The 24,782-nt window shown below is 76.3% G+C and carries 23 protein-coding genes and 1 riboswitch; of the genes, 16 read left to right on the forward strand and 7 right to left on the reverse strand.

The genetic code is table 11. The features are described 5' to 3' along the window. Positions 1–131 precede the first annotated feature (131 nt). Positions 132–1,016 (forward strand): diguanylate cyclase domain-containing protein, encoded by an 885-nt coding sequence (locus tag ACI79I_RS08130; RefSeq protein WP_456991808.1) that lies wholly within the window; start codon positions 132–134, stop codon positions 1,014–1,016. Positions 1,017–1,044: 28 nt separating this feature from the next. On the opposite strand, the gene ACI79I_RS08135 is transcribed toward ACI79I_RS08130, so the two are convergent. After that, positions 1,045–2,130: a M20 family metallopeptidase gene (locus tag ACI79I_RS08135; RefSeq protein WP_456991809.1), complete on the reverse strand. Its 1,086-nt coding sequence runs from the start codon at positions 2,128–2,130 to the stop codon at positions 1,045–1,047. A gap of 115 nt (positions 2,131–2,245) precedes the next feature. Between ACI79I_RS08135 and ACI79I_RS08140 the strand changes: the two genes are divergently transcribed. Both ACI79I_RS08140 and ACI79I_RS08145 read left to right on the forward strand, forming a co-directional pair. Further along, positions 2,246–2,590, forward strand: coding sequence for a PadR family transcriptional regulator (locus tag ACI79I_RS08140; protein ID WP_456991810.1), 345 nt, complete (start codon positions 2,246–2,248; stop codon positions 2,588–2,590). A 10-nt stretch (positions 2,591–2,600) separates the two neighbouring features. Then, positions 2,601–3,170, forward strand: a complete 570-nt coding sequence (locus ACI79I_RS08145) for an HAAS signaling domain-containing protein (RefSeq protein WP_456991811.1) — start codon at positions 2,601–2,603, stop codon at positions 3,168–3,170. 91 nt (positions 3,171–3,261) lie between these two features. On the opposite strand, the gene pgm is transcribed toward ACI79I_RS08145, so the two are convergent. Both pgm and ACI79I_RS08155 read right to left on the reverse strand, forming a co-directional pair. Beyond that, entirely contained in the window at positions 3,262–4,896 is a 1,635-nt protein-coding gene (pgm, locus tag ACI79I_RS08150; protein ID WP_456991812.1) for a phosphoglucomutase (alpha-D-glucose-1,6-bisphosphate-dependent), read from the reverse strand. A 404-nt stretch (positions 4,897–5,300) separates the two neighbouring features. Beyond that, a complete protein-coding gene (locus ACI79I_RS08155; protein ID WP_456991813.1) occupies positions 5,301–6,146 on the reverse strand; it encodes an alpha/beta fold hydrolase in 846 nt (281 codons plus the stop codon). A 141-nt stretch (positions 6,147–6,287) separates the two neighbouring features. Between ACI79I_RS08155 and ACI79I_RS08160 the strand changes: the two genes are divergently transcribed. The 8 genes from ACI79I_RS08160 to ACI79I_RS08195 all read left to right on the forward strand — a co-directional run bounded on the left by ACI79I_RS08160 (position 6,288) and on the right by ACI79I_RS08195 (position 15,753). Continuing rightward, entirely contained in the window at positions 6,288–8,057 is a 1,770-nt protein-coding gene (locus ACI79I_RS08160) for a helicase (protein WP_456991814.1), read from the forward strand. Between the two features lie 136 nt (positions 8,058–8,193). Then, positions 8,194–10,917, forward strand: coding sequence for an ATP-binding protein (locus tag ACI79I_RS08165; protein WP_456991815.1), 2,724 nt, complete (start codon positions 8,194–8,196; stop codon positions 10,915–10,917). A 1-nt stretch (position 10,918) separates the two neighbouring features. Continuing rightward, a complete protein-coding gene (locus ACI79I_RS08170) occupies positions 10,919–11,251 on the forward strand; it encodes a response regulator transcription factor (RefSeq protein ID WP_456991816.1) in 333 nt (110 codons plus the stop codon). A gap of 10 nt (positions 11,252–11,261) precedes the next feature. Further along, on the forward strand, positions 11,262–12,626 hold the full coding sequence (locus ACI79I_RS08175; RefSeq protein ID WP_456991817.1) for a phenylacetate--CoA ligase family protein: 1,365 nt from the start codon (positions 11,262–11,264) through the stop codon (positions 12,624–12,626). Between the two features lie 38 nt (positions 12,627–12,664). Continuing rightward, a riboswitch (TPP riboswitch) is annotated at positions 12,665–12,758 on the forward strand. A gap of 1 nt (position 12,759) precedes the next feature. Further along, positions 12,760–13,548, forward strand: coding sequence for a hydroxyethylthiazole kinase (thiM, locus tag ACI79I_RS08180; RefSeq protein ID WP_456991995.1), 789 nt, complete (start codon positions 12,760–12,762; stop codon positions 13,546–13,548). Further along, positions 13,545–14,213 carry a thiamine phosphate synthase gene (gene thiE, locus ACI79I_RS08185; RefSeq protein WP_456991818.1) on the forward strand — a complete coding sequence of 223 codons (669 nt, stop codon included), beginning with the start codon at positions 13,545–13,547 and terminating at the stop codon, positions 14,211–14,213. The genes thiM and thiE overlap by 4 nt, the downstream gene beginning before the upstream one ends. Continuing rightward, a complete protein-coding gene (thiD, locus tag ACI79I_RS08190) occupies positions 14,210–15,028 on the forward strand; it encodes a bifunctional hydroxymethylpyrimidine kinase/phosphomethylpyrimidine kinase (RefSeq protein WP_456991819.1) in 819 nt (272 codons plus the stop codon). The genes thiE and thiD overlap by 4 nt, the downstream gene beginning before the upstream one ends. Then, a complete protein-coding gene (locus ACI79I_RS08195) occupies positions 15,025–15,753 on the forward strand; it encodes a TenA family protein (RefSeq protein ID WP_456991820.1) in 729 nt (242 codons plus the stop codon). The genes thiD and ACI79I_RS08195 overlap by 4 nt, the downstream gene beginning before the upstream one ends. Before the next feature lie 7 nt (positions 15,754–15,760). Here ACI79I_RS08195 and ACI79I_RS08200 read toward each other — a convergent pair whose 3' ends face one another. After that, the gene (locus ACI79I_RS08200; protein WP_456991821.1) at positions 15,761–16,414 is read right to left on the reverse strand and encodes a flotillin domain-containing protein; all 654 of its coding nucleotides are present in this window, start codon (positions 16,412–16,414) and stop codon (positions 15,761–15,763) included. A 102-nt stretch (positions 16,415–16,516) separates the two neighbouring features. On the opposite strand from ACI79I_RS08200, the gene ACI79I_RS08205 reads away from it, so the two are divergent. Next, entirely contained in the window at positions 16,517–17,887 is a 1,371-nt protein-coding gene (locus tag ACI79I_RS08205; protein ID WP_456991822.1) for a DNA polymerase IV, read from the forward strand. Here the strand turns inward: ACI79I_RS08205 and ACI79I_RS08210 are convergent. Beyond that, the gene (locus ACI79I_RS08210; protein ID WP_456991823.1) at positions 17,853–18,083 is read right to left on the reverse strand and encodes a hypothetical protein; all 231 of its coding nucleotides are present in this window, start codon (positions 18,081–18,083) and stop codon (positions 17,853–17,855) included. The genes ACI79I_RS08205 and ACI79I_RS08210 overlap by 35 nt on opposite strands. A gap of 155 nt (positions 18,084–18,238) precedes the next feature. Between ACI79I_RS08210 and ACI79I_RS08215 the strand changes: the two genes are divergently transcribed. Beyond that, entirely contained in the window at positions 18,239–18,841 is a 603-nt protein-coding gene (locus tag ACI79I_RS08215) for a class I SAM-dependent methyltransferase (protein ID WP_456991824.1), read from the forward strand. 292 nt (positions 18,842–19,133) lie between these two features. On the opposite strand, the gene ACI79I_RS08220 is transcribed toward ACI79I_RS08215, so the two are convergent. Beyond that, positions 19,134–20,417 (reverse strand): CoA transferase, encoded by a 1,284-nt coding sequence (locus tag ACI79I_RS08220; protein ID WP_456991825.1) that lies wholly within the window; start codon positions 20,415–20,417, stop codon positions 19,134–19,136. A 19-nt stretch (positions 20,418–20,436) separates the two neighbouring features. Then, positions 20,437–21,624: a PucR family transcriptional regulator gene (locus ACI79I_RS08225; protein ID WP_456991826.1), complete on the reverse strand. Its 1,188-nt coding sequence runs from the start codon at positions 21,622–21,624 to the stop codon at positions 20,437–20,439. Positions 21,625–21,731: 107 nt separating this feature from the next. Here ACI79I_RS08225 and ACI79I_RS08230 point away from each other — a divergent pair, with 107 nt between their 5' ends. From ACI79I_RS08230 to ACI79I_RS08240, 3 genes are all read left to right on the forward strand, one after another. Beyond that, on the forward strand, positions 21,732–22,832 hold the full coding sequence (locus ACI79I_RS08230; protein WP_456991827.1) for a ferredoxin reductase: 1,101 nt from the start codon (positions 21,732–21,734) through the stop codon (positions 22,830–22,832). A 32-nt stretch (positions 22,833–22,864) separates the two neighbouring features. Next, the gene (locus ACI79I_RS08235; RefSeq protein WP_456991828.1) at positions 22,865–24,076 is read left to right on the forward strand and encodes a fatty acid desaturase family protein; all 1,212 of its coding nucleotides are present in this window, start codon (positions 22,865–22,867) and stop codon (positions 24,074–24,076) included. A gap of 200 nt (positions 24,077–24,276) precedes the next feature. Beyond that, positions 24,277–24,741 carry a DUF3237 family protein gene (locus ACI79I_RS08240; protein WP_456991829.1) on the forward strand — a complete coding sequence of 155 codons (465 nt, stop codon included), beginning with the start codon at positions 24,277–24,279 and terminating at the stop codon, positions 24,739–24,741. Positions 24,742–24,782: the final 41 nt, after the last annotated feature.

Consider the following 24,782-nt stretch of genomic DNA (forward strand, 5'->3'; position numbering starts at 1 on the left):
CACGCCACACTGGGACGCCCCATCCTCCCCCGCCGGGAGGTTCCACGTGGAACCGTCCGGGGCACTCCAGGTCGAGAACCTGCAGCAACTGGCCCCTGTTCTGCGCAGAATGTCCGGCACGGAGGTGGGATGTGACGAACGCCGGCACGTTGCCACCGGCGGACCGCCGGAGCGCGTTCGCCAACGCCCCCATGGGCATCGTCCTCGCCACGCCGTCCGGGCTCCTGGTCGACGCCAACCCGGCCTTCGGCGCCATGCTCGGCCGCAGCACCGACGACCTCTACGGCCGCTCGGTGCTCGAGCTGATCCACCCGGAGGACGCGCTGTCCACGGCCGAGGCCTACACCGAGCTGGTCGAGCGGCGCCGGACGATGCGGCACGAGACCAGGCTGGTCCGCCAGGACGGCAGCGTGGTGCCGGTCCAGGTCACCTCGTCGTGGGTGGCCGAGACGCCGGAGGGCGACCCGCCGCACGTGGTCGCGATCGTCGAGGACATCACCGAGCGCAAGGCGCTGGAGGCCGCGCTGGTCCACCGCTCGCTGCACGACCCCCTCACCGGCCTGCCCAACCGCATCCTCTTCAGCGACCGGCTGCGGCACGCCCTGGAGCGCGGGTACCGCGAGCGCACACCCACCTGCCTGCTCGGCATCGACCTCGACGGCTTCAAGGAGATCAACGACGAGTACGGCCACCCGGTCGGCGACGCGGTGCTGGTCGCGTTCGCCGAGCGGCTGACGTCGGTCCTGCGGGCGAGCGACACCGCGGCCCGCGTGGGCGGGGACGAGTTCAGCATCGTGTGCGAGAACAGCGAGCGTGCCGACGCCGAGGCGCTGGCCGAGCGGCTGCGGCACCGCGTCACCGAGCCCCTGCGGGTCGAGGCGGTGACCATCCCGCTGAGCATGAGCATCGGGATCGGCACGGTGGCCGGCGGGACCGACCCGGAGCTGGCGTTCGAGCTGCTGGTACGCGAGGCCGACGAGGCCATGTACGCGGACAAGGCCGCGCGCCGGCGCTGAGGGCCCCTGCCCTCGGCGGGGTCCTCCCTCAGCCGCGCCAGCGGCCGACGACGCCAGTGAACGCGGCCGCCGCCTGCTCGAGCTCGGCGAGCTCCACGTACTCGTCGACGGCGTGCATCACCGCCGGGGTCCCCGGTCCCCACACCACGATGGGCGCGCCGCCCACCACCTGCCCGAGCACCGACGCGTCGGTGAAGTAGGTGGCCGGCGTGGGGAGCACGGGGGCGGGCAGGGAGGCCACCCACGGGTCGTCGGCGGGGGTGCCGACGGGTGGCAGGTCCACGCGGACGTCGACGTCGGCCACCTCCGGCTGGTCCCGCCACCAGGCGAGCAGCGGCGCCCCGTCGGCGACCGTGCGCATGTCGACGACGACCTCGGCGCGGTCGGGGACGACGTTCGGCACCGTGCCCCCGGCGACCACGCCCGGGTTCCACGTCTCGGTGCCGAGGAAGGGGTCGCCGCGCAGCGGCAGCGCACCGCCGGCCCGCCCGAGGACCGCCACGAGGTCCAGGACGGCGTTGTGACCGCGCTCGGGCGTGCTGCCGTGCGCCGCCCGCCCCGCCGTCCGGACGGCGAGCCAGAGCGCTCCCTTGTGCCCGAGGACGACCTGGTTGCCGGTGGCCTCCGGGACGATGACCGCCCCGACGGACTGGTCGGCGACCGCGGCGGCCGCGGCAGCGGCTCCCTTCGAGCCGATCTCCTCGTCGCTGGTGAGCAGCAGCGCGACGGGGACCTCGGGGTCGGCGGCCGCCAGCGCCGCGGCCGCCGCGACCACGCCGGCCTTCATGTCGCTCCCGCCGCGGCCCCACACCCGGCCCTCCTCGAGGTCCGCGCCGAAGGGGTCGCGCTGCCAGGCGCCGGGGGCGGGCACCGGCACGGTGTCGACGTGACAGGCCAGCAGGAGCTGGCGGCGGTCGGGGTCGGCCGGGGTCCGCAGCAGCGTCCAGGGGTGGTCGGGGTCGCGGCCCTCGGTCACCTCCAGGTGCGGAGCACGCTGGCGGAGCACGTCGGTGAGGACGCCCAGGGCGTCGCGCTGGGCGACGGCGTCCCCCGAGACCGTCGTCCGGCCCACCAGCTCGCGCACCAGCCTCACGACGTCCAGACCCTCGGCCATCCCCCGATCGTCGTCGGTCGCCGGGGAATCCGCCGCTCGTCGCTCGTGCTCGGTCGGAAGGATCCCCGCCGGAGTAGCTGGTGTCGCTGACTAGTCAGCCGTACTGTCCTCCGCCATGGCGGAGGAGCGGTGGCCGGGGGAGTGGCTGCGCGGCGTCCTGTCCCTGTGCGTCCTGCGCGTCGTCGCCGACGGCCCCACCTACGGCTACGCGATCGCCGCCCGCCTGCAGGAGTCCGGGCTGGGCGTGGTCAAGGGCGGCACGCTCTACCCGATCCTGACCCGCCTGGAGGGCGAGGGGCTGGTGACCTCGGCCTGGGCGGCCGGCGAGCACGGCCCCGGTCGCAAGTTCTTCACCCTCACGCCCCAGGGTGCCGACGCGCTGCGCAGCCGCACCGAGCAGTGGCAGGTCTTCACCGAGCGGGCCACTGGCCTGCTGCTCACCCCGTCCCACCGCCCCTGAGGAGCCCGACGTGCAGCGTTCGACGACGAGCGGCGTGCAGTCCTACTGCGACGCCCTGCTGCTGGCCATGCGGGCGCGGGTCGTCCCCGGCCGGCGGATCGGCGAGGTGCTGGCGGAGGTGGAGAGCCACGTCGCCGAGACCGGGGAGGACCCTCACCAGGCGTTCGGCCCGCCGCAGGAGTACGCCGACCGGGTCGCCGAGGCCCTCGGCATCCCCCGCTCCGGCACCTGGGCGGGGCTCGCCCGCGGCCTGGGCTGGGCGGACCTGGTCGGCGCCGTCGTGATCGGCGTGTGCTGCTTCCTGCTGGCCGACGGGTCGTGGTCCCTGGGCGCCGGCACGGACGGCGTGCTGGGCCTGCCGGCTGGGGTGGTCACCGTGGCCGCGGCCCTCGTGCTGGGCGCCTCCGTCGTCCGCACCGTGCGCTCCGTCCGCCGGGACCGGGACGACGACGCCGTGGTCGACCCCCGCACGGGCAGGGACATGGTGCCCTTCGGCGGCTGGCGGCTGGCGCTGCTGACCGCCGTCCCGGTCGTCTCGCTGGCCGCGGTGTTCGTGGGCGGGCTGGTCACCGGCTCCTGACCGGCCGTCACCCGCGTCCGCCCACTGCCCGCCGGCCGGCCGCTCACCGGCGGTCCCGCCCGCCGCCCGACCGCCGGCCGCCTGCCGCTGCTCAGCCGCCGAGGGCGGCGGTGACGACGGCGCGGGCCTCCTCCTGCACACGGGCGAGGTGGTCGGGGCCCTTGAAGGACTCCGCGTAGACCTTGTAGACGTCCTCGGTGCCCGAGGGCCGGGCGGCGAACCAGGCGTTCTCGGTGACCACCTTGAGCCCGCCGATCGCGGCGTCGTTGCCCGGTGCGCGCGTGAGCTTGGCGGTGATCGGCTCACCGGCCAGCTCGGTGGCGGTGACGTCCTCCGGCGACAGCTTGCCGAGCTGGGCCTTCTGCTCGCGGGTGGCGGGGGCGTCGATGCGGGCGTAGCTGGACTCCCCGTACTGCGCGGTCAGGTCGGCGTGCAGCTGGGACGGCGAGCGGCCGGTCACCGCCTGGATCTCGCTGGCCAGCAGCGCGAGGAGGATGCCGTCCTTGTCCGTCGTCCACACCCGGCCGTCCCGGCGCAGGAACGACGCGCCGGCCGACTCCTCACCGCCGAAGCCGACCGACCCGTCGAGCAGTCCGGGCACGAACCACTTGAACCCGACCGGCACCTCCACCAGCCGCCGGCCCAGGCCACCGACGACCCGGTCGATGAGGGACGACGACACCAGCGTCTTGCCGACGGCGGTGCCCGCGCCCCAGTCGGGCCGGTGCGAGAACAGGTAGGAGATCGCGACGGCGAGGAAGTGGTTGGGGTTCATCAGCCCGCCGTCGGGGGTGACGATGCCGTGCCGGTCGGCGTCGGCGTCGTTGCCCGTGGCGACCTGGAACTGCTCGCGCTTGCCGATCAGCGAGGCCATGGCGCTCGGCGAGGAGCAGTCCATCCGGATCTTGCCGTCCCAGTCCAGGGTCATGAACCGCCAGGTCGGATCGACCAGGGGGTTCACCACGGTCAGGTCGAGCCGGTGCCGCTCGGCGATCGCCCCCCAGTAGTCGACGCTGGCCCCGCCGAGCGGGTCGGCACCGATGCGCACCCCGGCATCCCGGACGGCGTCGAGGTCCAGCACCGACGGCAGGTCGTCGACGTAGGCGCCGAGGAAGTCGTGGCTGCGCGCCGCCGCCCGCGCCCGGGTGAACGGGATCCGCGCGACGCCGTCCAGGCCGGCGCGGAGGAGCTCGTTGGCCCGGTCGGCGATGGTCCTGGTCGCGTCGGTGTCCGCCGGGCCACCGGACGGAGGGTTGTACTTGAAGCCGCCGTCGCGGGGCGGGTTGTGCGACGGGGTGACGACGATGCCGTCGGCGAGACCGGAGGTCCGCCCGGCGTTGGCCGTGAGGATGGCGTGGCTGAGTGCCGGCGTGGGCGTGTACCGGTCAGCGGCGTCGACGAGGACCGGGACGTCGTTGGCGACGAGCACCTCCAGCGCGCTGGCCCAGGCCGGCTCGGACAGCGCGTGGGTGTCCCGGCCGAGGAACAGCGGACCGTCGTAGCCCTGGGCCACCCGGTACTCGCAGATCGCCTGGGTGGTGGCGAGGATGTGCGCCTCGTTGAACGCACCGTCGAAGGCGGAGCCGCGGTGGCCGGAGGTGCCGAAGGCGACCTGCTGCGCCGGGTCGGCCGGGTCCGGTTCCCGCGTGTAGTACGCGGTGACCAGCGAGGCCACGTCGATGAGGTCGCTCGGCCGGGCCGGCTGTCCGGCGCGGGGGTCGGTCATGCGCTGATCTTGGCCCGCGGGCCGCACCGGGCGCGACCGGTGCCCGGTCGTCGGTCCCACCAGGAGTGCTCCTCGCACGGTGTCGCACCATCCCTTCCCCAGGTCGTCTCGGCTCCTCCCGCCGTGCCCATCCCACCAGGCGGAGCACCTCCCACGAGGTCGCCGTCCACAGGCGCGCCCTCCGTCCACAACCTCCTGACCTGCACTTTCCCGTCTCGCCGCGGTCCTACCCTCGACCCGTCGATCCGGTGCGTGGCCAGGGAGGAGGGCGAGGTGTCCGAACTCCGCTCCGCCCTCGACGGGCTGCCCGAGGCCGACCTCGACGGCCTGTCCGCCACGCTGCTCGACCTCGGCCCCGAGCGGTGGCCGGTCGGGGACCCGGGGCTCTCGAGGGCCGGCGGTGCTCAGGCCTCCACGCGCTCCAGGAAGCGCTTGAGCGTCTCGAGGAACACCTGCGGCTGCTCCGAGTGCACCCAGTGACCGGCGTTCTTGACCCGCACGAGTCGGGTGGTGGGGAAGAGCTGCTCCATGCGCGGGCGGTCCTCGGGCAGCACGTAGTGCGAGTTGGCCCCCGCGATCCACAGCACCGGGCCGTCGTAGCGCGCGCCCGGGGGCGGCTCGGGGAAGCCGCGCAGCTCACCCAGGTCGCGCTCCAGCAGCTCCAGGTTCAGCCGCCAGCGCCAGCCACCGTCGGCACCCAGCCCCTCGCGGACCAGGCTCTGCAGCAGGAACGAGCGCACCATCCGGCTCGGGACGGCGGCACGCAGCGCGGCGTCGGCCTCCTCACGGCTCCGCAGCGAGCCGAGGTCCACCTCCCGCATCGCGGCGATGTACGCGGCGAACGGGGAGGCCTCCTCGTCGGGGTCGTCGGTGCGCCCGCCGGACACCGGGTACTCGCTGGGGGCGATGTCGACGACGACCAGCGCGCGCAGCAGCTCCGGGTGCCGCAGGGCGACCTGCATCGAGACCTTGCCGCCCATCGAGTGCCCGACGAGGGTGACCGGCTCCCCGAACGACCGCAGCTCCTCGGCGACCATGCGCGCCATGTCCAGGTAGCCGACCCGCTCGGTCCACGGCGAGTGCCCGTGGTTGGGCAGGTCGAGGAGGGTGACGCGGTGGTCGCCGGCGAGACCCTTGGCGATCGTCGTCCAGTTCTTGCCCTGGCCGAACAGCCCGTGCACGAAGACGACCCGGGGGCCGGCCTCGCCCAGCGTCCGGGCGTGCAGCCGCTCCTCGGCGTTCTCGGTCACCGGGGGATTCCACCAGAGGCCCGGCACCGGCTGCACACGGCCGGAGGCGGACCCGCGATCCGGGGACGACGTGCCGGGCGGCCTGACGGGCGAGGCGGCAGCGGCGCTCTAGCGTGCCGGGGACGAAGGGGGAGCACACCCATGCCCGGACGGCGCCGCCGGACGACGAGCCGCTCAGCCAGCACCACCCGCAGCACCACGAGCCGCAGCAGCACCACCGGCAGCAGCACCCGCCGCACCGGTACCCGCCGCGCCGCGCCGGCGCGCCGCCCCGCCAAGCCCGCGCCGGAGCGCCCGGTCGCCGGCCCGGGGGAGCGGGTGTGGGTGCTCGCCGTCCCGTTCCGCGCACCGGCGCCCGGAGCCCAGTGGCGCCCGGACCTGCAGGCCCACGTGTACGTCGGCCGGGAACTGCCGCCGGAGCTGGCGCCCTACGACCCGCCGCCGTACACCTTCGAGCGCTTCCTCGAGGACGAGCTCAACGCCACACCGCGTCCGGTCCCCGCGAGCCGCCCCGTGCAGCCCCGGGACGAGCAGCTCTCCGGCGCCGCCGCGATCGCCGCGTCGGCGAAGGCGGGCCACCGGGTGTTCCTGCTGGGCGACGACCCCGGGGTGGGCAAGACCGGCACCGCCGTCCTGGCCGCTCGGGAGGTCGCGGCGCAGCGCGGCGGCCGCACCGTCCTCGTGGTCGCCGACCGCCCAGCCGCCATCACCATCCCGCACTGGACCCGGTCCATCGCCGGTTTCGGCGACGGCGGGCTGCGCTGGTGCGTGACCACCTGGGACCGGCTGGGGAAGGTCAGCCGGCTCCGGTTCGACGTCGTCATCGCCGACGAGGCGCACATGGTCCGGCACACGACCACGCAGCGGTGGAAGCACTGGAAGGCGGTCTCCGGCGCCGGCCGGGTGAAGGACGCGCCGTTCGTCATCGCGGCCACCGCCACCCCGGCCCACACGCCGCTGGAGCTCCCGTACCTGGCGCCGCAGTTCGCCCAGCGGCACGGCGAGCCGCTGCGCGCGTGGGCCGACCTGCCCGCGAAGCTCGCCGAGCACGGGTTCCACGTGGAACGTGGCCGGTACGGCTGGGCCTGGACCGAGGACGCCGACCGCCGCCGCGCCGACCTCGCCCGGTTGCAGGGCTGGCTCGCCGAGGGCACCCCACCGGCGACGCTGCACCGCCCCGCGCCGTGGGGCCCGGTGTCGGTCACCGGGACGCCGGTGGCGCTGACGCCGGCCGAGCAGGCCGCCTACGAGTCCGAGTGGCAGGAGTTCCGCGCCGAGATGCAACTGGCCCGCCGCGGTCGGCAGACCGCGCGTGGCCGCGCCGCGCTGCTGCGGTTCCGGCAGAAGGCCGGCCTCATCCGCGCCCAGGCGACCGTCGACTGGGTCACGGCACAGCTGGAGGCCGAGCGGCAGGTCGCCGTGTCGGTGGAGTTCGTGGAGACCGCGGCCGACCCGATCCGCGAGGCGCTGCTGGACTCGGGGATCGCCGTGGCCGCCATCTACGGCCGCGACCGGTTCGACGTCGAGGCCGAGCGGCTGCGCTTCCAGACCGGGGCCGCGCCGGTGTGCGTGTTCACGGTGACCGCCTCGATCAGCCTGCACGCGGGAGAGCTGCTGCCGAACGGGTCCACCGCCGCGGCCACCCCGCGGGTCGGGCTGTTCCACCAGCCGCGGTTCTCCGGCATCCAGGCCCGGCAGGTCACCGGCCGCACCCACCGGGACGGACAGGTCTCGCCGTGGCGGGTCGCGTTCGCCGAGGACACCGTCGAGGAGCAGGTCGCCCGTGTGATGGTGGAGCGGCTGGCGGTCAGCGGCTCCACCGCGGGGGCGGACACGTCGTCCCTGCAGGGGATCGCCGAGCTGCTCGATGCCGACTGGCTGCCCTCGACCGCGCTCACCGGCAGCGACTGAGCCCGCCGACCGCGACCGCCGACCGCGACCGCCGACCGCGACCCGCCGTCCCCGACCCGGAGCGCGCCGAGGGGCTGACACGGACCCGCCGGGGGAGAACCCTGGACGCCGAGCGACACCGGCGGAGGGGGCCGGGATGGGGGTGCGACGGTCTGCCCGCGGTCCGCGACTGGTCGGCCGCGCCGACGAGCTCGCGCTGCTGACCCGCGAGCTGGACCGCGCCGCCCGCGGTGAGTGGCGGGGACTGCTGCTCACCGGCGAGGCCGGCGTGGGCAAGAGCCGGCTCGCCGCCGAGCTGGTGGTCCGCCGTCCGGACGTCGTCGACCTGGCCGCGCGGGCGTTCCCCCTGGGGTCGACCGCGCCGTTCGGGCTCTGGACCGAGGCGCTGGAGCGCCACCTGCGCGGACTGCCCGCCGAGGACGTCGCCCGGCACTGCGCCGGCTCGGAGGCCGACCTCGCCCCGGTGCTGCGCAGCGTCGCCGCGGCCACGGGCGCCCGGTCCGCGGGGGCGCCATCCCGCGCGCGGCTGATGACGGCACTCCCCGCGGTGCTGCGCAGCCTGGCCGCCGAGCGTCCCGTCGTCCTCCGCTTCGACGACCTGCACCTGGCCGACGCCTCGTCGCTGGAGGCCCTGCACTCGGTGGCCTACGGCTGCGCCGGCGCCGCGGTCCTGGCGCTGGCGACCGCCCGGCCGGCCCCGCTGCGCGCGGAGCCGGCCCTGGGGCGGGTGCTGCTGGGACTGGAGCAGGAGGGGTCGCTGCGCCGGCTGCCGGTGGCGCCGCTCCCGGCCGCGGCGCTCGCCGACCTCGCGGCGGCGGTCCTCGGCCCGGGGACGCCGGTGCCGGCGGCCCTGCCCGACTGGCTGGCCCGGCGCTCGGGCGGCAACCCGTTCGCGGCGATCGAGCTGCTGCGGGCGCTGTGCGCCGAGGGCGCCGACCTGGCCGCACCGGAGCTGCCGCGGCTGCCGGCGTCCCTGGCCGAGCGGGTGGAGCTCGACCTCGCCCGGCTGACCCCGGACGCCGTCGCGCTGCTGGAGCTGCTGGCGGTCCTCGGCCGGCGCACCGACCTGCGCAGCCTGGTCGCGCTCGCCGGGTCCGAGCCGGCGACGCTGGCCGGCACGCTGGAGTCGCTGGTGCGGGCCGACCTGGTCGCCGAGGAGGAGCGGGGCCTGCGGTTGTCCTACGAGCCGGCCCACCCCCTGCTGGGTGAGGCCGTCTACCGGCGGATCGGCGCGGCCCGCCGCCGCCTGCTGCACCGCCAGGTGGGCCGGGTGCTGCTCGACGCCGGCCGCGTGGGGGAGGCGGCACCGCACTTCGCCCGCTCGACGGGGGCGGACGACGACGAGGCCGTCGGCGTCCTCATCGAGGCCGAGCGGCGCGCGGAGGCGGCCGGCGCGTTCCCCGAGGCCCTGGCCGTCCTCGGGGCACTCGTCGGGCTCCTCCCCGCCGGGGACCCCCGCTGGGTGGCCGTCGTCGACGCGCTGCGGTGGGACGCCGAGTGGGTGCTCGACCACCGCGCCGACGAGCACGCACCCGCCGGCATCGGCGCGCTCCAGGCCATGGACGCCGCGCTCGCCGACGTGCCCGACCCGCGCCCTCGCGCCCAGGTGCGGTTCCGGCTGGCCAGCTTCCTGGCGTGGGGGGACGGCGACCTCACGAGAGCGGAGCGGCTGTGCGCGGAGGCGGCCGAGCTGTTCACCGCCGCGGGCGACACCCGCGGCTCGCTGCTGGCCGGACACGAGCTGGCCTGGATCCGTCACCTCGCGGGCAGCTCCGCGCCGGCGATCCGGGACTCCTCGGCCCGGGTGGTGGACCGTGCCCGCGCGCTGGGGGACCGGGTCGTCCTCGGCCGGGCCCTGCGCACGCTGGGGCTGACCGCCACGATCTCCGGCGCGCTCGACGTGGGCCGGGCCGCGCTGCGGGAGAGCAACGCCATGGCCCGCGCGGACGGGAGCCGCTACCGGCTCTCCATGGCCCTGCACAACGAGGCCCAGCTGCTCGTGATCGCCGGCCGGGTCGACGAGGCGCTGCCGCGGGTGGAGGAGGCCCGGGAGCTCGCCCCCGACGAGCCGCCGCTGCCCCTGGAGGTCTTCGTCCGCTGGCTGGCCGGTGACTTCCCCGGCGCCGTGGCGGCGGCCCGCCGGACCGCCGACGCGCACCCGGTCGGCCCGGGCCGCCGGACCGCCTGGGCCTCGGCCACCGCGGCGGCCGCGGCGGCCGAGCTGGGGCAGCACGCCGAGTCGGCCCGGTTCCTGGCCGTGGCCCGCGCCCCGTACGCGGGCACCCGCGGGGTCTACGGCGAGATCGTGGCCTACGCGGCGACGGTGTGCGCGACCCTCGCCGGACGGCGGGACGACGTGCTGCCCGAGCTGCACCGGCTGGCCGGGCGACTCGACGAGCTGGGCATCCTGCTCACCCTGCCCTGTCTGGTGGACCTGGCCGAGGCCGGCGCCCGGCTCGGCCGGCCCACCCCCTCCGCGGCGCCGGCCCTGGACCGGGTCGCGGAGCGGACCGGGGTCCCCGCGCACGCCGCCCTGGCCGACCTCGCCCGCGGCTGGTCCGCCCACGGCGAAGGGCGGGACCGCGCGGCGGAGCGCTGGGCGGCCCGGTGCGGTGCAGACCCTGGACGCGGCGAGCTGGCCGATCCACCGAGCCCGCGCCCACCACCTGCTGGGGCTCACCGCCGGCGACCGCGAGCGGTCCACCGCCGAGCTGGCCGCCGCGGCCGAGGGCTACGCCGCCTGCGGCGCGCTGGTCCGGCGGGACGACGCCCTCGACGCGCTGGCTCGCCGGGGCTCACGGGGCCGCCGGGAGGCCGCGGCCGCCCGCGGCCCGGGCTCGTTGACCGCCCGCGAGTGTGAGGTGGCGGAGTTGGCGGCCACCGGCCTGTCCGCGCGGGAGATCGGCGCCCGGCTGTTCATCGGCGAGCGGACCGTGGAGGGACACCTGGCCCGGACCTACGCCCGGCTGGGCGTGCGGTCCCGGGTCGAGCTGGCCCGGTACGTGGCGGCCGAGGGGCTCAGCGGTCCGGGAGCAACAGCGGGGGCGGGTCCGGGCACAGCGGGGGCGGGTCCGGGCACAGCGGGGGCGGGTCCGGGGGCAGCAGGGAGGGCGCGTTCGGGGACCCCGGCGGGCGTGGATTCGGGTACCCGGGCACGTACCGGTACGCCGGACCGCCGTCCCGCCCGTTCCTAGCGTCGCGGCCATGACCACCTACGAGACACTCCGCCGGCGGCACCTGGCCGACGCCACCGCCCTCGCCCCGCGGCTGTTCGCGCCCCTCGAGTGGCCTCCGGACCGGCTCGCCGAGCACCGCCGCGACGCCCTGCGCCGCCTGGTCCGCGTGGCCCGGGACCTCTCCCCGTGGCACCGCCACCGGCTGGCCGGCGTCGACCCGGACGAGCTCACCGAGGACACCCTCCCCGAGCTGCCGGTGATGACCAAGGACGACCTCATGGCGCACTTCGACGAGATCGTCACCGACGACCGGCTGACCCTCGACGTCGTGGAGGCCCACCTCGACCGGCTCACCTCCGACGCCTACCTGTTCGACCGCTACCACGCGTGCGCCTCCGGCGGCTCGTCCGGACGGCGAGGGGTCTTCGTCTACGACTGGGAGGGCTGGGCGACCGTCTACTGGAGCCTGATGCGCCACCCGGTGCGGGCGCTGCGCACCGACCCGGCGCTCGCCGGGATCCGGCCGAAGCTGGGCATGGTCGCCGCCGCGGCGCCGACGCACATGACCAGCGCCGCGCCGCAGACGTTCACCAACCCGCAGGTGGAGATCGTCCGGTTCCCGGTCACCCTCCCGATGGCCGAGATCGTGGCCGGCCTCAACACCGCCCAGCCGACGCTGCTCTGCGGCTACTCCTCGGCGATGCACGAGCTGGCCGCCGAGGCGCTGGCCGGCCGGCTGCGGATCTCCCCGGCCTGGGTGATGGGCACCAGCGAGCCGCTGCTGCCCGAGACCCGGGCGGCGCTGGAGGAGGCCTTCGGCGTCCCGGTCGGCAACTGGTACGGCACCTCCGAGGCGGGCGGCAACGGCTGCCCCTGCCGGTTCGGCACCCACCTGGCCGACGACCTGATGGTCAACGAGCTGGTGACCACCGACGGGCGTCCGGTGCCGCCCGGCACGCGGTCGGACACGGTGCTGCTCACCAACCTCTACAACACCGCGCTGCCGCTGATCCGGTACGAGCTCACCGACCAGTTGACGCTGGTCGACGGCCCCTGCCCCTGCGGCTGCACCCACCGGCGGATCGAGGACCCGTACGGGCGGCTGGACGACGTCTTCACCTACGGCGCGGTGCGGGTGCACCCCCACGTCTTCCGCTCCCCGCTGGCCCGCCGGCGGGAGGTCGTGGAGTACCAGGTGCGCCAGACGCCCCTGGGTGCGGCGGTCGTCGTCCACGCCACCGCGCCGGTCGACACCGGCGCCCTGGCCGCGACGATCGCCGACGAGCTGGCGGGGGTCGGCGTCCCCGACCCGGAGGTCACCGTCACGCCGGTCGCCCGGATCGCGCGGCCGCCCTCGGGGAAGCTGAAGCGCTTCGTCCCGCTCGCCGCCTGAGCGCCCCCGGCCGGGACGACGTTGCTAGGTTCGAGGGCGTAAGTGGCACGGGGTGCCCCGCCCGGGGCTGAGAGAACACCCGTCGAACCTGCTCCAGTTCGTACTGGCGAAGGGATGTCACGGCGTGGGAGCCATGGACCTGCGCGCGGCCCGCGAGGCGCTGCGCACCGCTGCACCGCTGGTGCACTGCCTGACCAACACCGTCGTCCAGACGACGACGGCCAACGCCCTGCTCGCCGCGGGCGCCGCGCCGGCCATGGTCGACGCACCCCAGGAGGCCGGGGACTTCGCCGCGGTCGCCTCCGCGGTGCTGGTCAACGTCGGGACGGTGCACGAGCGCACCGCCGAGGCGATGCGCCTGGCGGCCCGGTCGGCCGGCACGGCCGGCACACCGTGGGTGCTCGACCCGGTCGCCGTCGGCGGGCTGGCCTACCGCACGGCGCTGGCCGCCGAGCTGGTCGAGCTGCGCCCGACCGCCGTCCGGGGGAACGCCTCGGAGGTCATGGCGCTGGCCGGGGCGGGCGCCGGCGGTCGGGGGGTGGACAGCACCCACAGCACCGACGCCGCCGCGCAGGCCGCCGCGGACCTGGCCCGGCGCACCGGCGGCGTCGTGGCGGTCAGCGGCGAGGTCGACCTGCTCACCGACGGACGGCGGACGGTGCGGGTGGGCGGCGGCTCGGTCCTGCTCACCCGCACGACCGGGGCCGGGTGCGCGCTGGGTGCCCTCGTCGCCGCCTACCTCGCCGTCTGCGACGACCCGCTGACCGCCGCCGTCGCCGCGCACGCGCACGTGGCGCTCGCCGCCGAGGTGGCCGCCGACGTGGCCGACGGGCCCGGCACCTTCGCGCCGGCCTGGCTCGACGCCCTGGACGCCCTCGACGGGGACTCCCTGGCCGGGGCCGACGTGCGGGCGGAGCCGTGAGGTTCGACCCGACCCTCTACCTGGTCACCGACACCGCGCTGTCCCGGCCGCGGCCGGTGGCCGACGTCGTCCGGGCCGCGGTGGCCGGTGGAGTGACCGCCGTCCAGGTGCGCGACAAGACCGCCTCCCGGCGGGAGCTGCTCGAGCTGACCCGGTCGGTCCAGGCGGCGCTGGCCGACCGGCGCGACGTGCCGGTCGTGGTGAACGACGCGGTGGACGTCGCGCTGCTGGCCGGCGCCGACGGCGTCCACGTCGGCCAGGACGACCTGCCCCCGGCCGAGGTGCGGCGGCTGCTCGGGCCCGGCGTGGTGCTGGGCCTGAGCGTCACCTCCGCCGCCGACCTCGACGCCGCGCTGGCCCTGCCGCCGGGCACCGTGGACCTGGTCGGCATCGGCCCGGTGTGGGCGACGCCGACCAAGCCCGACGCCGCACCCGGCCTCGGCCTGGAGGGCACCGGCGCGCTGACGTCCGCCGCCCGGGCCGCGGGGCTGGTCGCGGTCGCGATCGGCGGCATCGACGCCGCCCGCGCGGCGGAGGTGGCCGCCACCGGGGTGGACGGGATCTGCGTCGTCTCCGCCGTCTGCGGGGCGGCCGACCCCGCGGCGGCGGCCCGCGGGCTGCGGGCGGAGATCGCCCGCGGGCGGCTGGCCGGGGTGGGCCGGTGAGCGCCGGGGTGCCGGTCGCCCTCACCGTGGCCGGCAGCGACCCCAGCGGCGGCGCCGGCATCCAGGCCGACCTCAAGACCTTCAGCGCCCTGCGCGTCTACGGGACGGCGGTGCTGACCGCCCTCACCGCGCAGAACACCCGCGGGGTCACCGGCGTCCACCCGGTGCCGGCGGAGTTCGTCGTCGCGCAGCTGGAGACGCTCCTGGACGACGTCGAGGTGCACGCCACCAAGCTCGGCATGCTGGGCACCGCGGAGGTGGTCCGGGCGGTGGCCGGGGTGCTGGCCGGCCGCCGGGCCGGCCCCGTCGTCTGCGACCCGGTGATGGTCGCGACCAGCGGTGACCGGCTCATCGACGAGGCCGCGGTCGACGCCGTCCGCACCGACCTGCTGCCGGTCTGCGACCTGGTCACGCCGAACGTGCCCGAGGCGGCCGCCCTCCTCGACGCCGCCCCGGCCGGCGGTGTGGACGACCTCCCCGGCCAGGCCACGGCGCTGCTCGCGCTCGGCCCGCGGGCGGTGCTGCTCAAGGGCGGCCACCTCGGCGGGGAGGAGAGCGTCGACGTGCTGGCCACCACGGCCGGCGTCACCGTGACCCGCCGTCCGCGGGTGCGGACGACGGCGACGCACGGCACCGGCTGCACGCTCTCGTCGGCCCTCGCCGCGCTCGCCGCCCGCGGCCGCACCGACGAGTGGGCGGTGCTGGTCGACCCGGCGCGCGACTACCTCCAGGCCGCGCTGGTCGCCGGGAGCGGCCTGGGCGTCGGGTCCGGGCACGGCCCGGTGCACCACTTCGCCGGCGTCTGGCCCTCGTGAGCGCCGTCGTGGGCGACGCCGGGAGCGCGGTCGCGGGCACCGCCGGGGGCTCGTTCAGCGCACGGGCCTGGACGGCGACCGCCGGCCTCCGGGCGGCGATCGAGGACCTGCCGTTCCTGGCCGAGCTCGGCTCCGGCGCCCTGGACCCGTTGACCTTCCGGCACTACCTCGAGCAGGACAGCCTCTACCTGGCCGACTACGCGCGGGCGCTCACGCTGCTGGGCGCCCGCGCCCCGGACTCCGCCGCCGCGTCCTTCTGGGCGACGTCGGCGGCCGTGACCGCGACGGTCGAGCGCCGACTGCACGCCGACCTGCTGTCGGCGGAGCTGCCCCCGGCGGACCGCCCGGCGGGGGAGCCGGTGCCCTCGCCGACCTGCCGGGCCTACGTCTCCTACCTGGTGGCCACGGCGGCGACCGCGCCGTACGCGGTCGGCGTCGCGGCGGCGCTGCCCTGTTACTGGGTGTACGCCGACGTCGGCGCGCGGCTGGCGCGCACCACCGCCGCCGTGCCCGGGCACCCGTACCGGCGCTGGGTGGCCGCCTACGACTCCCCGGAGTTCCAGGAGTCCGCGGAGCAGGCGCGGACGCTGGTGGACGCGGCCGCCCGGCAGGACCCCGGCGCGCAGCCGGCCATGCTGCGCGCGTTCGCCGTCGCGACCCGGTACGAGCTGGACTTCTGGCGGGCCGCGCACGCGCGGGAGACCTGGCCCGACCCGCTGCCCTGACCGCGGCTCAGCGCGCCGGGGGCTCGCCGTCCGCCGGGACGACGGGGACGCGGGTGGCCGCCCCGTCAGCGGTGGCCGTGCCCGCGACCGCGCCGGCGCCGCCGAGGCGACGCAGCAGCGCCGCGACGTCGACACCGGTGAGGTCGCCGGACAGCTGCAGCCCCTGGGCCACGTTGGCCGCGACCGACCGGCCCAGCGACCCGGCCCCGTCGGCGGAGATGACCGTCATCTTGTCCACGCCGGCCAGTGGCGCGGCCGCGGCCTGCACGACCTCCGGCAGCACCTTCACCAGCATCTCCAGGACCGCCGCCTCGCCGTACTCGGCGAACGCCTCCGAGCGGGCGTCGAGCGCCTCGGCCTCGGCCTGGCCGCGGGCCAGGATGGCCGCCGCCTCGGCCGCACCCTCCCGCTCGACGGCGTCGGCGATCGCCTGCCGGTGTCTGGGAGGCCCTCGGGCAGCACCGAGGCGGCCGCGGCACCGCCGACCAGCGCCGCGAGGGCGGGGACGGAGAAGGCGCCGTCCGCGTCGCCCGCGAGGTCGCCGATCTCGCCGACGAGCAGGGACAGCAGCAGGACGCCGAGGCCGATCGCGCCCACGACGAGGAGGACTCCCGCCACGCTGCCCCTCTCCGTCGGTGTGCCACCGGACACTCGCAGCCACGCGGGACGGTGATCAACCGGTTCCGGCCCCGGGAGGTCCGCTCTCACCCGGTCGGAGGACGGGCGACCATGGGGGAGGCCGGCGACGACGAGGAGGTGGGGCGTGCGGCGGGAGGCGAGCATCCTCCACCTGGACCTCGACGCCTTCTTCGCCGCGGTGGAGCAGCGCGACAAGCCGTCCCTGCGCGGTCGGCCGGTGGTGGTCGGCGGCGTGGGCGGGCGCGGCGTGGTGGCGACGGCGTCCTACGAGGCGCGCGCCTACGGTGCCCGGTCGGCGATGTCGACCGCCGAGGCCCGGCGTCGCTGCCCGCCTGGCACGGCGTTCCTCGGCGGGCGGTTCGCGGCCTACCGCCGCACCTCCGACGTCGTCATGGGGCTGCTGCGGGAACTGTCGCCTCTGGCCGAGCCGGTGTCGATCGACGAGGCCTACGTCGACCTGGCGGCCGGGCCCGGGCACGACCTGTCGGTGGACGGCGTCACCGAGCTGGCCCGCGGGCTCAAGGAGCGGATCGCCGCGGCCACCGGCGGGGTCACCGGATCGGTCGGCATCGGCTCGTCGAAGCTGATGGCCAAGATCGGCTCGGACCTGGACAAGCCCGACGGGCTGGTCGTCGTCCCGCCGGGCAGCGAGCTGGACGTGCTGCACCCGCTGCCGGTGACCCGGCTGGGCGGGGTGGGTCCCGCGACCGCCGAGCGGCTGCGGCAGGTCGGGGTGCGCACCGTGGGCGACCTCGCCGCGAAGTCGCTGCCCGACCTGGTGGCGCTGGCCGGCCGGGCGCACGGGGCCGGCCTGTACGCGCTGGCCCGCGCCGAGGACGACCGGCCGGTGGTCGCCGAGCGGGAGGCCAAGTCGGTGTCGCAGGAGGAGACCTTCGAGCGGGACCTCACCGACCTCGCCGTCCTGGGCCGGGAGATCGATGCCATGGCCGCGCGGGTGGCCGCCCGGCTGCGCGCGTCGGACTACTCCGGCCGGACGGTGACGCTGAAGATGCGCCGCTACGACTTCACGACACAGACCCGGTCGCAGACGCTGCCGCAGCCCACCGACGACGTCCGGGTGATCGCCTCCATCGCGCGCCGGCTGCTCACCGAGGCGGGGACCGGCGGCGGGCTGCGACTGCTCGGCGTGGGGGTCTCGGGGCTGTCGCTCTACGCCCAGGGGGACCTGTTCGCGTCGGACGACGAGCCGTCGTCCCCCGACGAGACCGCCCTCGCCGACGAGCCGGGAGCCGCCGAGGTCCCCCCGGCCCCGACGGAGGCGCGGTGGTGGCCGGGGCAGGACGTGCGGCACGACGAGCTGGGCGCCGGCTGGGTGTGGGGGAGGGGGCTGGGGCGGGTGACGGTCCGCTTCGAGGGCCCGCTCACCCCTCCCGGGCCCGTGCGGACCCTCGCCGCCGACGACCCCGCTCTGCACCCGGCGGACCCGCCGGACTGGCGGGTCAGCGAGCCAGTGCCACCCAGCCGAGCACCGTGAGGTCGCGGTCGACCGGGACGACGACCCGCTGCCCGGAGCAGGTGACGAGGTGGGCGGTGTAGAGGCCCTCGCCGTCCACCTCGACCCGGTCGATGGTGGCGCCGGGGTGTTCGCCCAGCGCCGCGGCGGCCACGGCCACGGCCCGGTCCGCCGGCAGGTCGACGTCCGGCGGCGGGGTCAGCGTGCGGATCCGCATGCGCCGCCGGATCCTGCCCTCGCTCGTCCTCGTACCCATGGTGTCCTCCCGTCGTCGCCACGGCCCCTCGTGGGCCGTTCGGTCCCCGAGACTCGGGCGCGCACCTGTGGGGAGCCTGGGGGCCGGGTGGGGGTTCGGTCGGGATCGGGGCGATCATGGGCCGCGTGGCCGAGCAGAGCGCGTGGGTGCGGATGACCCAGGAGGACCCCGGTCACTCCGCGAACTACGTGCAGCGGTTCCGCACCCTCGCCGCCCAGGGGTTCGACCTGGCGGGCGAGGCGCGGCTGGTCGACGCGATGCTGTCCCGCGGCTCGCGGGTGCTCGACGCCGGCTGCGGTCCCGGCCGGGTGGGCGGCTGGCTGGCGCGGGCCGGGCACGACGTCGTCGGGGTGGACGTCGACCCGGTCCTGATCGCCGCCGCCGAGGAGGACCACCCCGGGCCGCGGTGGCTCGTCGGCGACCTCGCCGAGCTGGACCTGGGCGGGGAGCCCTTCGACGCGATCGTCTGCGCGGGCAACGTGATGACCTTCCTCGCGCCGTCGACCCGCACCGCGGTGCTGCGCCGGCTGCGCGCGCACGTCGCGGGCGACGGCCGCGCGGTCATCGGGTTCGGAGCCGGGCGGGGCTACGGCTTCGACGCGTTCCTGGACGACGCCCGCACCGCCGGCTGGGCGCATGACCTGCTGCTGTCCACGTGGGACCTGCGGCCGTTCACGCCCGCGTCGGACTTCCTGGTCGCCGTCCTCGGCCCGGCCTGAGGCGGGCCAACCGTCCCCCCACGCCGCGCTCCCTCGGCGCGGGACCTGCGAGGGGAGCCGCCGGGGACGGCGGTCCGAGCGGTGTTCCACGTGGCACGTCGGCCCGGGGGGGGAACGCGGAGCCCGGCACCACGGGGACGTGCCGGGCTCCGCGTTCCCGGCGGGGTCGGCGCCCTCGAGCCGGCCTCCGCTCGCCGGGGTCGTGGTGACGGGTGCTCCTGCCCGCTTACCCCAGCGCCCTCCAGCGTGGGCCTGCTGCCTGGGAGGGAGCTGTCCGGCGGCTGCCAGTCCGCTAGGTCCGCCAGCCCGGGTGCGCGTCGTGCTCGGCCGCTGCGCGCCAGGGCGGTGACCCGGGCGGCGCCACCACGGTCACGGCGCCCTCGGCCGACGGCAGCGTCAGCAGGTACGGCGCCGGGTCGGCCGGGTCGCCGCCCTCCGGTGCCCGCCGCGGCGCGCCGAGCAGCCAGTGCGCCGTCCGCGCGAGGGAGAGCTCCCCGTGCCAGCCGCCGCCCTCCTCCCGCCGGCGGGCCACGGCGGCCAGCACGGTCGCCGCGGCCAGGTGACCGGTCGCGTGGTCCAGCGCCTGGGCCGGCAGCACGCCCGGCGCCTCGGCGCTCCCGTACACGAGCGCGATGCCGGTCGCGGCCTGCACCAGCGAGTCGAAGCCCCGCCGTCCCGACCACGACCCCCGCGTCCCCCACGCCGAGAGGCTGACCACCACCAGGTGCGGGTGCCGCTCGGCCAGCGCGGCGGGGTCCAGCCCGAAGCCGGCCAGCGCACCGGGCCGGTAGCCCTGCACGACGACGTCGGCCGCCGCGAGGAGCTCCTCGACGGTCCGGCGGTCTGTGCCGGTCGCGAGGTCCAGCAGCGCGTGCCGCTTGCCCGGCCCGGTGTCGACCAGCGAGCCGGGGTCGTCGGGCAGCCGGGGGCTGTCGACCCGCAGCACGTCGGCGCCGTGCGAGGCCAGCGTCCGGGTGGCGACCGGACCGGCGATCACCCGGGTCAGGTCGAGGACCCGCAACCCGTGCGGCGACACCGCGCGGGGCGGCCCGGGAGCCGTCCGGCGCAGGTCGACCAGGGGCGTGGCCGCGACGGCACGCCCCGGCGGCGACCCGGCCCACGCCGCCGCGGAACGGACCGCGCCCGCCGCACCGCCGGCCGCGACCACGGCCGTCTCCAGCTCCTCGGCGGTCCACCGCAGGGCGGCCGACCCGACGTCCTCCCCGAGGACCCGCAGCGCCGCGGCCCGGTGGTGCGGGTGGTTGGCGTGCAGGCGCAGCCAGCCGTCGGCGGTGCGCCAGAACCGGGACAGCGGGTGGAACCCCGGACCCACCGGCCGGCCGTCGACCGCGGCGTACCGCTCGCTGCGGAAGGCGACCCCGACGTGCGCGGCGTCCACGCGCACCGGGTCGCCGGGCGTCAACAGCCGGGCGGCGAGCAGCTGCGCGGCGACCGCGCCCACGGCGAGGTCGGGCACGGGCAGCGGCCCGTCCAGGCCGGTCCCGCCGGTGACCGGCACGTCCGGGGCGGGGACGCCGGCCAGCAGCGGCCACACCTCCGCCAGCAGGGGGTTCACGACGGCCACCGACCAGGGCTCACGACCGCTGGGTGCCCAGCGCGAGGGTCAGCTCCAGGACGCTCTGCGGGTCCTCGAGGCGGGCGCCGAAGAGCTCGCGCAGCTGGCCCATCCGGTAGCGGACCGTCTGCGGGTGGACGAACAGCTCCGCGGCGATCTTCTCCCGCCGGCCGTGGTGCAGCAGCCAGGAGCGCAGGGTCTCGACCAGCTTCTCGCGCGGGCCGGGGCCCAGGTCGTCCAGTGGCGCGAGGACCTGCGCCCGCAGGTCGCCCAGCGCCTCGCCGTCCGCCCGGAGGACCAGCTCGACCAGCCGCTGCTCGGTGTCCACCGGGGCGTCGCCCTCCGGCCGCAGCCCCAGCTGCAGCGCCCGCAGCGCCCGCGAGTAGGAGGAGCGGGCCTCCTGCCACGGCCGCGCCGGCCCGACGACGGCCTCCCGCCCGCGCAGGGCCTTGAGCAACCCGGCCCGGGCGAACCCCTCGGCGTCCGGGACGAGCAGCACCGCGCGCTCGGTCTCCGGCTCGGCGCCGGGCAGGTCCTCTCCGGCCTGCAGCGTGCGGGCGTCGAGGACCGCCAGGGCGCCGCGGGCCCGCACCTCGGGGAGCAGCACCGCGGTCAGGGTGCGCGGCGGTGACCAGTCGGCGCGTTCGGCCGCGGCGGCCAGGTCGTAGGGCGGGCCACCGGTCAGCAGCAGCTCGGCCAGCCGCTCCAGGTGGCGACGGCGGACCCGGCCGCTGGTGGCCAGGTGGTCGGCGTGCCCCGCGACGCTGGAGGCCGACAGCTGGTCGATGTAGGCGAACACCAGCTCGGCGAAGCGCGCCAGCGAGTCCGCCGGCATCCCGGCGGCCACGGCCGTCTCGCTCATGTGCCGCCACGCCACCCGCGCGCCCACCCGGTAGGCGGCCAGCAGCGCGTCCATGGTGCGGCCGCCCTTCGCCTCCCCGCGGCCCAGCGCGTAGGCACCCTCCAGGGCGGGCCCGATCGGCCGGCTGGGGTCGGCCCCGCCGGCCGCCGTCGCGAGCTCGAGGAACCCGCCGAGGGCCAGCTGGACGGCGTTCTCGATGGCCCGGCCCATGTCGCCCTGGAACGCCTCGGCATAGCTGGGCACCTCGACGACGATCGCGGCCACCGTCGACTCGGCCACCGCCGGCAGTTCCGCGTGCATGGCGGCGGCCACCTCCGGGGTGAAGGTCTCGGTCTCCGGGGCCACGTCCACCTCTCCGTTCCCGCGCCGTTGTTCGCAGCGAACAGTATCCGGGCGGAGGTTCACGTCTGGGGCACAGGTGAATTCGCACCCCGCTGGGAACGATCAGAAGCATGACCGCGACCGTCCCGCGCCCGGCCCCGGCCCGGCCGGCCCTGGCCGCCCTGCGCGCCCGTGCCCTCCGCCTCGCCGAGCTGGTGACCACCCCGCTGCTGCCCGACGACTACCTCGACATGGTGAACCCCCTGCGGGCCGGCACCGACCTGCGCGGACGCGTCGTCGCCGTCCAGGAGGAGACCCGGGACGCCGCCACGCTGGTCATCCGACCCGGGGCCGACTGGCGGCGCCACGTGCCGGGCCAGTGGGTGCGCATCGGGATCGACGTCGACGGCGTCCGGATGTGGCGGGCCTACTCGCTCACCTCGCACCTGGACCGGCCCGACGGCTGCATCAGCATCACCGTCAAGGCCATCCCGGGCGGCAAGGTGAGCAACCACCTGGTGCACCGCACGACGCCGGGGACGCTGGTACACCTCGACCAGGCCACCGGGGAGTTCGTGCTGCCGCCGGAGGCCCCCGCCAAGGTCCTGTTCGTGACCGCGGGCTCGGGCATCACCCCGGTCATCGGCATCCTGCGCAACCACGACGAGCTCCGTGACGTCGTCGTCGTGCACTCGGCCCCGACGGCGGAGGACGTCGTGTTCGGCCCGGACCTGCGCGAGCTCGCCGCGGCCGGCCGGATCCGGCTGGTCGAGCAGCACACCGACTCCGCCGGGATGCTCGACCCCGCCGCGATCGCCGAGCTGGTCCCCGACCTCGCCGAGCGTGCCACCTGGGCCTGCGGGCCGGTCGGCATGCTCGAGGCGCTGGAGGAGCACTGGAGCGCCGCCGGCATCGCCGACCGGCTGTTCACCGAGCGGTTCCGGCCGACGGTGATCGTCGCCGGCGAAGGGGGCACGGTCTCCTTCACCCGGGCCGGCACGACCCTCGAGGCCGACGGCGCGACGCCGATCCTGGACGCCGCCGAGGAGGCCGGCGTCCTCATGCCCAGCGGCTGTCGCATGGGCATCTGCTACGGCTGCGTGCTCCCGCTGCGCGAGGGCGCCGTCCGGGACCTGCGCACCGGCGAGGTCACCACGGCCGCCCCCGGGGACGGCGTCCTCGTCCAGACCTGCATCAGCGCCGCCGCCGGCGCCTGCTCCATCGACCACTGACCCCGTTCCCCAGAGATCCCGGAGGACAACGCGTGACCGTTCTGCAGAAGAAGCCCGTCAACCCCATCGCCCACCTGACGGCCGGTGACATCGAGCTGATCGGCAAGGAGCTCGACGAGATCCGCCAGGAGGTCGTCGACACCCGTGGCGAGAGGGACGCCCGCTACATCCGCAAGGTCATCGACGTCCACCGCAAGATCGAGCTGGGCAGCCGCGCCGTGCTCCTGGCCTCCGGGTTCCCGCCGGCCTGGATCGTCGGGACGATCGGCCTCTCGGTGGCCAAGATCCTCGACAACATGGAGATCGGGCACAACATCCTGCACGGCCAGTGGGACTGGATGCGGGACCCGAAGATCCACTCCACGACGTGGGAGTGGGACATGGCCAGCCCGGCCGACCAGTGGAAGCACTCGCACAACGAGCTGCACCACACGTACACGAACGTGATCGGCAAGGACAACGACCTCGGCTACGGCATCATGCGCGTCGACGAGGACCAGAAGTGGGTGCCGATGTACCTCGGGCAGCCGCTGTGGAGCTTCATCAACGCCTGCTTCTTCGAGTACGGCATCGCGGCCTACGACCTCGAGCTCGGTGCCGTCGTCGCGAAGAAGCAGACCAAGGACCCCGAGTTCCGCGCCCGGGCCAAGGCCGTGCTGCGCAAGATCGGCCGGCAGGCACGCAAGGACTACCTCGTCCACCCGCTGCTGTCCGGGCCCAACTTCCTGGCGACGCTGACGGCCAACTTCGTGGCCAACCTGGTGCGCAACCTGTGGTCGAACTCCGTCATCCTCTGCGGGCACTTCCCCGAGGGCGTGGAGACCTTCGAGAAGAAGTCGATCGACGGCGAGACCCGCGGTGAGTGGTACCTGCGGCAGATGCTCGGCTCGGCCAACATCTCCGGCAGCAAGGCCATGCACATCATGACCGGCAACCTGTCGCACCAGATCGAGCACCACCTGTTCCCCGACCTGCCGAGCAACCGGTACGCCGAGATCGCCCCGAAGGTGAAGGCCCTGTTCGACCGCTACGGGCTCAACTACCACTCGGCCCCGCTGCCCAAGCAGGTGGCGTCGGCCTGGCACAAGATCATCCGACTGTCGCTGCCGAACGGCTGGCTGGACCAGACCACCCTCCGGAACCTGCCCGCGCAGCTGGTGAAGCTCTACAAGATGAGCACCGCCGACCCGAAGACGCGCCGTCGCCTGCTCGCGCAGACCCAGGCGGCCGCCGCGGCCGCCTGATCGGCGACACGGACACCGCGGAGGGCGGGGGAGGCGGCAGCGGCCGTCGCCCCCGCCCTCCGTCGTTCTCCGAGCGCACGCTGTGCCGACACCACGCTCCGCGACACCGGAGATCCGGTGCCGGGACCCACGCCCCTGCCCCTCCCGGTCCGCACGCGTTGACATGGCCGCCTGACCACCCACCGCAGGGGAGGACGACGATGGACGGCTACGTGTTGGAGGCCCGGCTCCCGAGCACGATCCAGATCGGCCTCGTTCCCGAGGGACTGCGCCTGGACGTCGGGGTCGAGGGCACGATCACCGAAGGGCCGATGACCGGCGGGCGGGTGACCGGCGTCGACTACCTGCTGATCCGCCGGGACGGCAACGCCGTGCTCGACGTCCACGAGACGATCACGTTGCCGGGCGGAGGCATCGTGTCCCTCCAGGTCCGTGGCTTCGCCACGCCGCCCGTCGAGATGCCACCCCTGGAGACGCTGGCCGCACCGGGCTTCGAGTGGCCCGACGTCGAGGTGCCGATCCACGGGGCCGTGACGATGCAGACCGCCGAGCCGTCCCTCGCGGCCCTGAACCACACCGTGTACGGCATGACCGGGACGGTGAACATGGCACGCGGTGAGGTGCGGGCCAGCGCCCGCAGCATCGCCGCGGTACCCGTGAGCTGACCCGCACCCGTAGCCCGTGGCGGGCGGCGGACACGCGAGAG

Source organism: Geodermatophilus sp. SYSU D01105, from assembly GCF_054050095.1.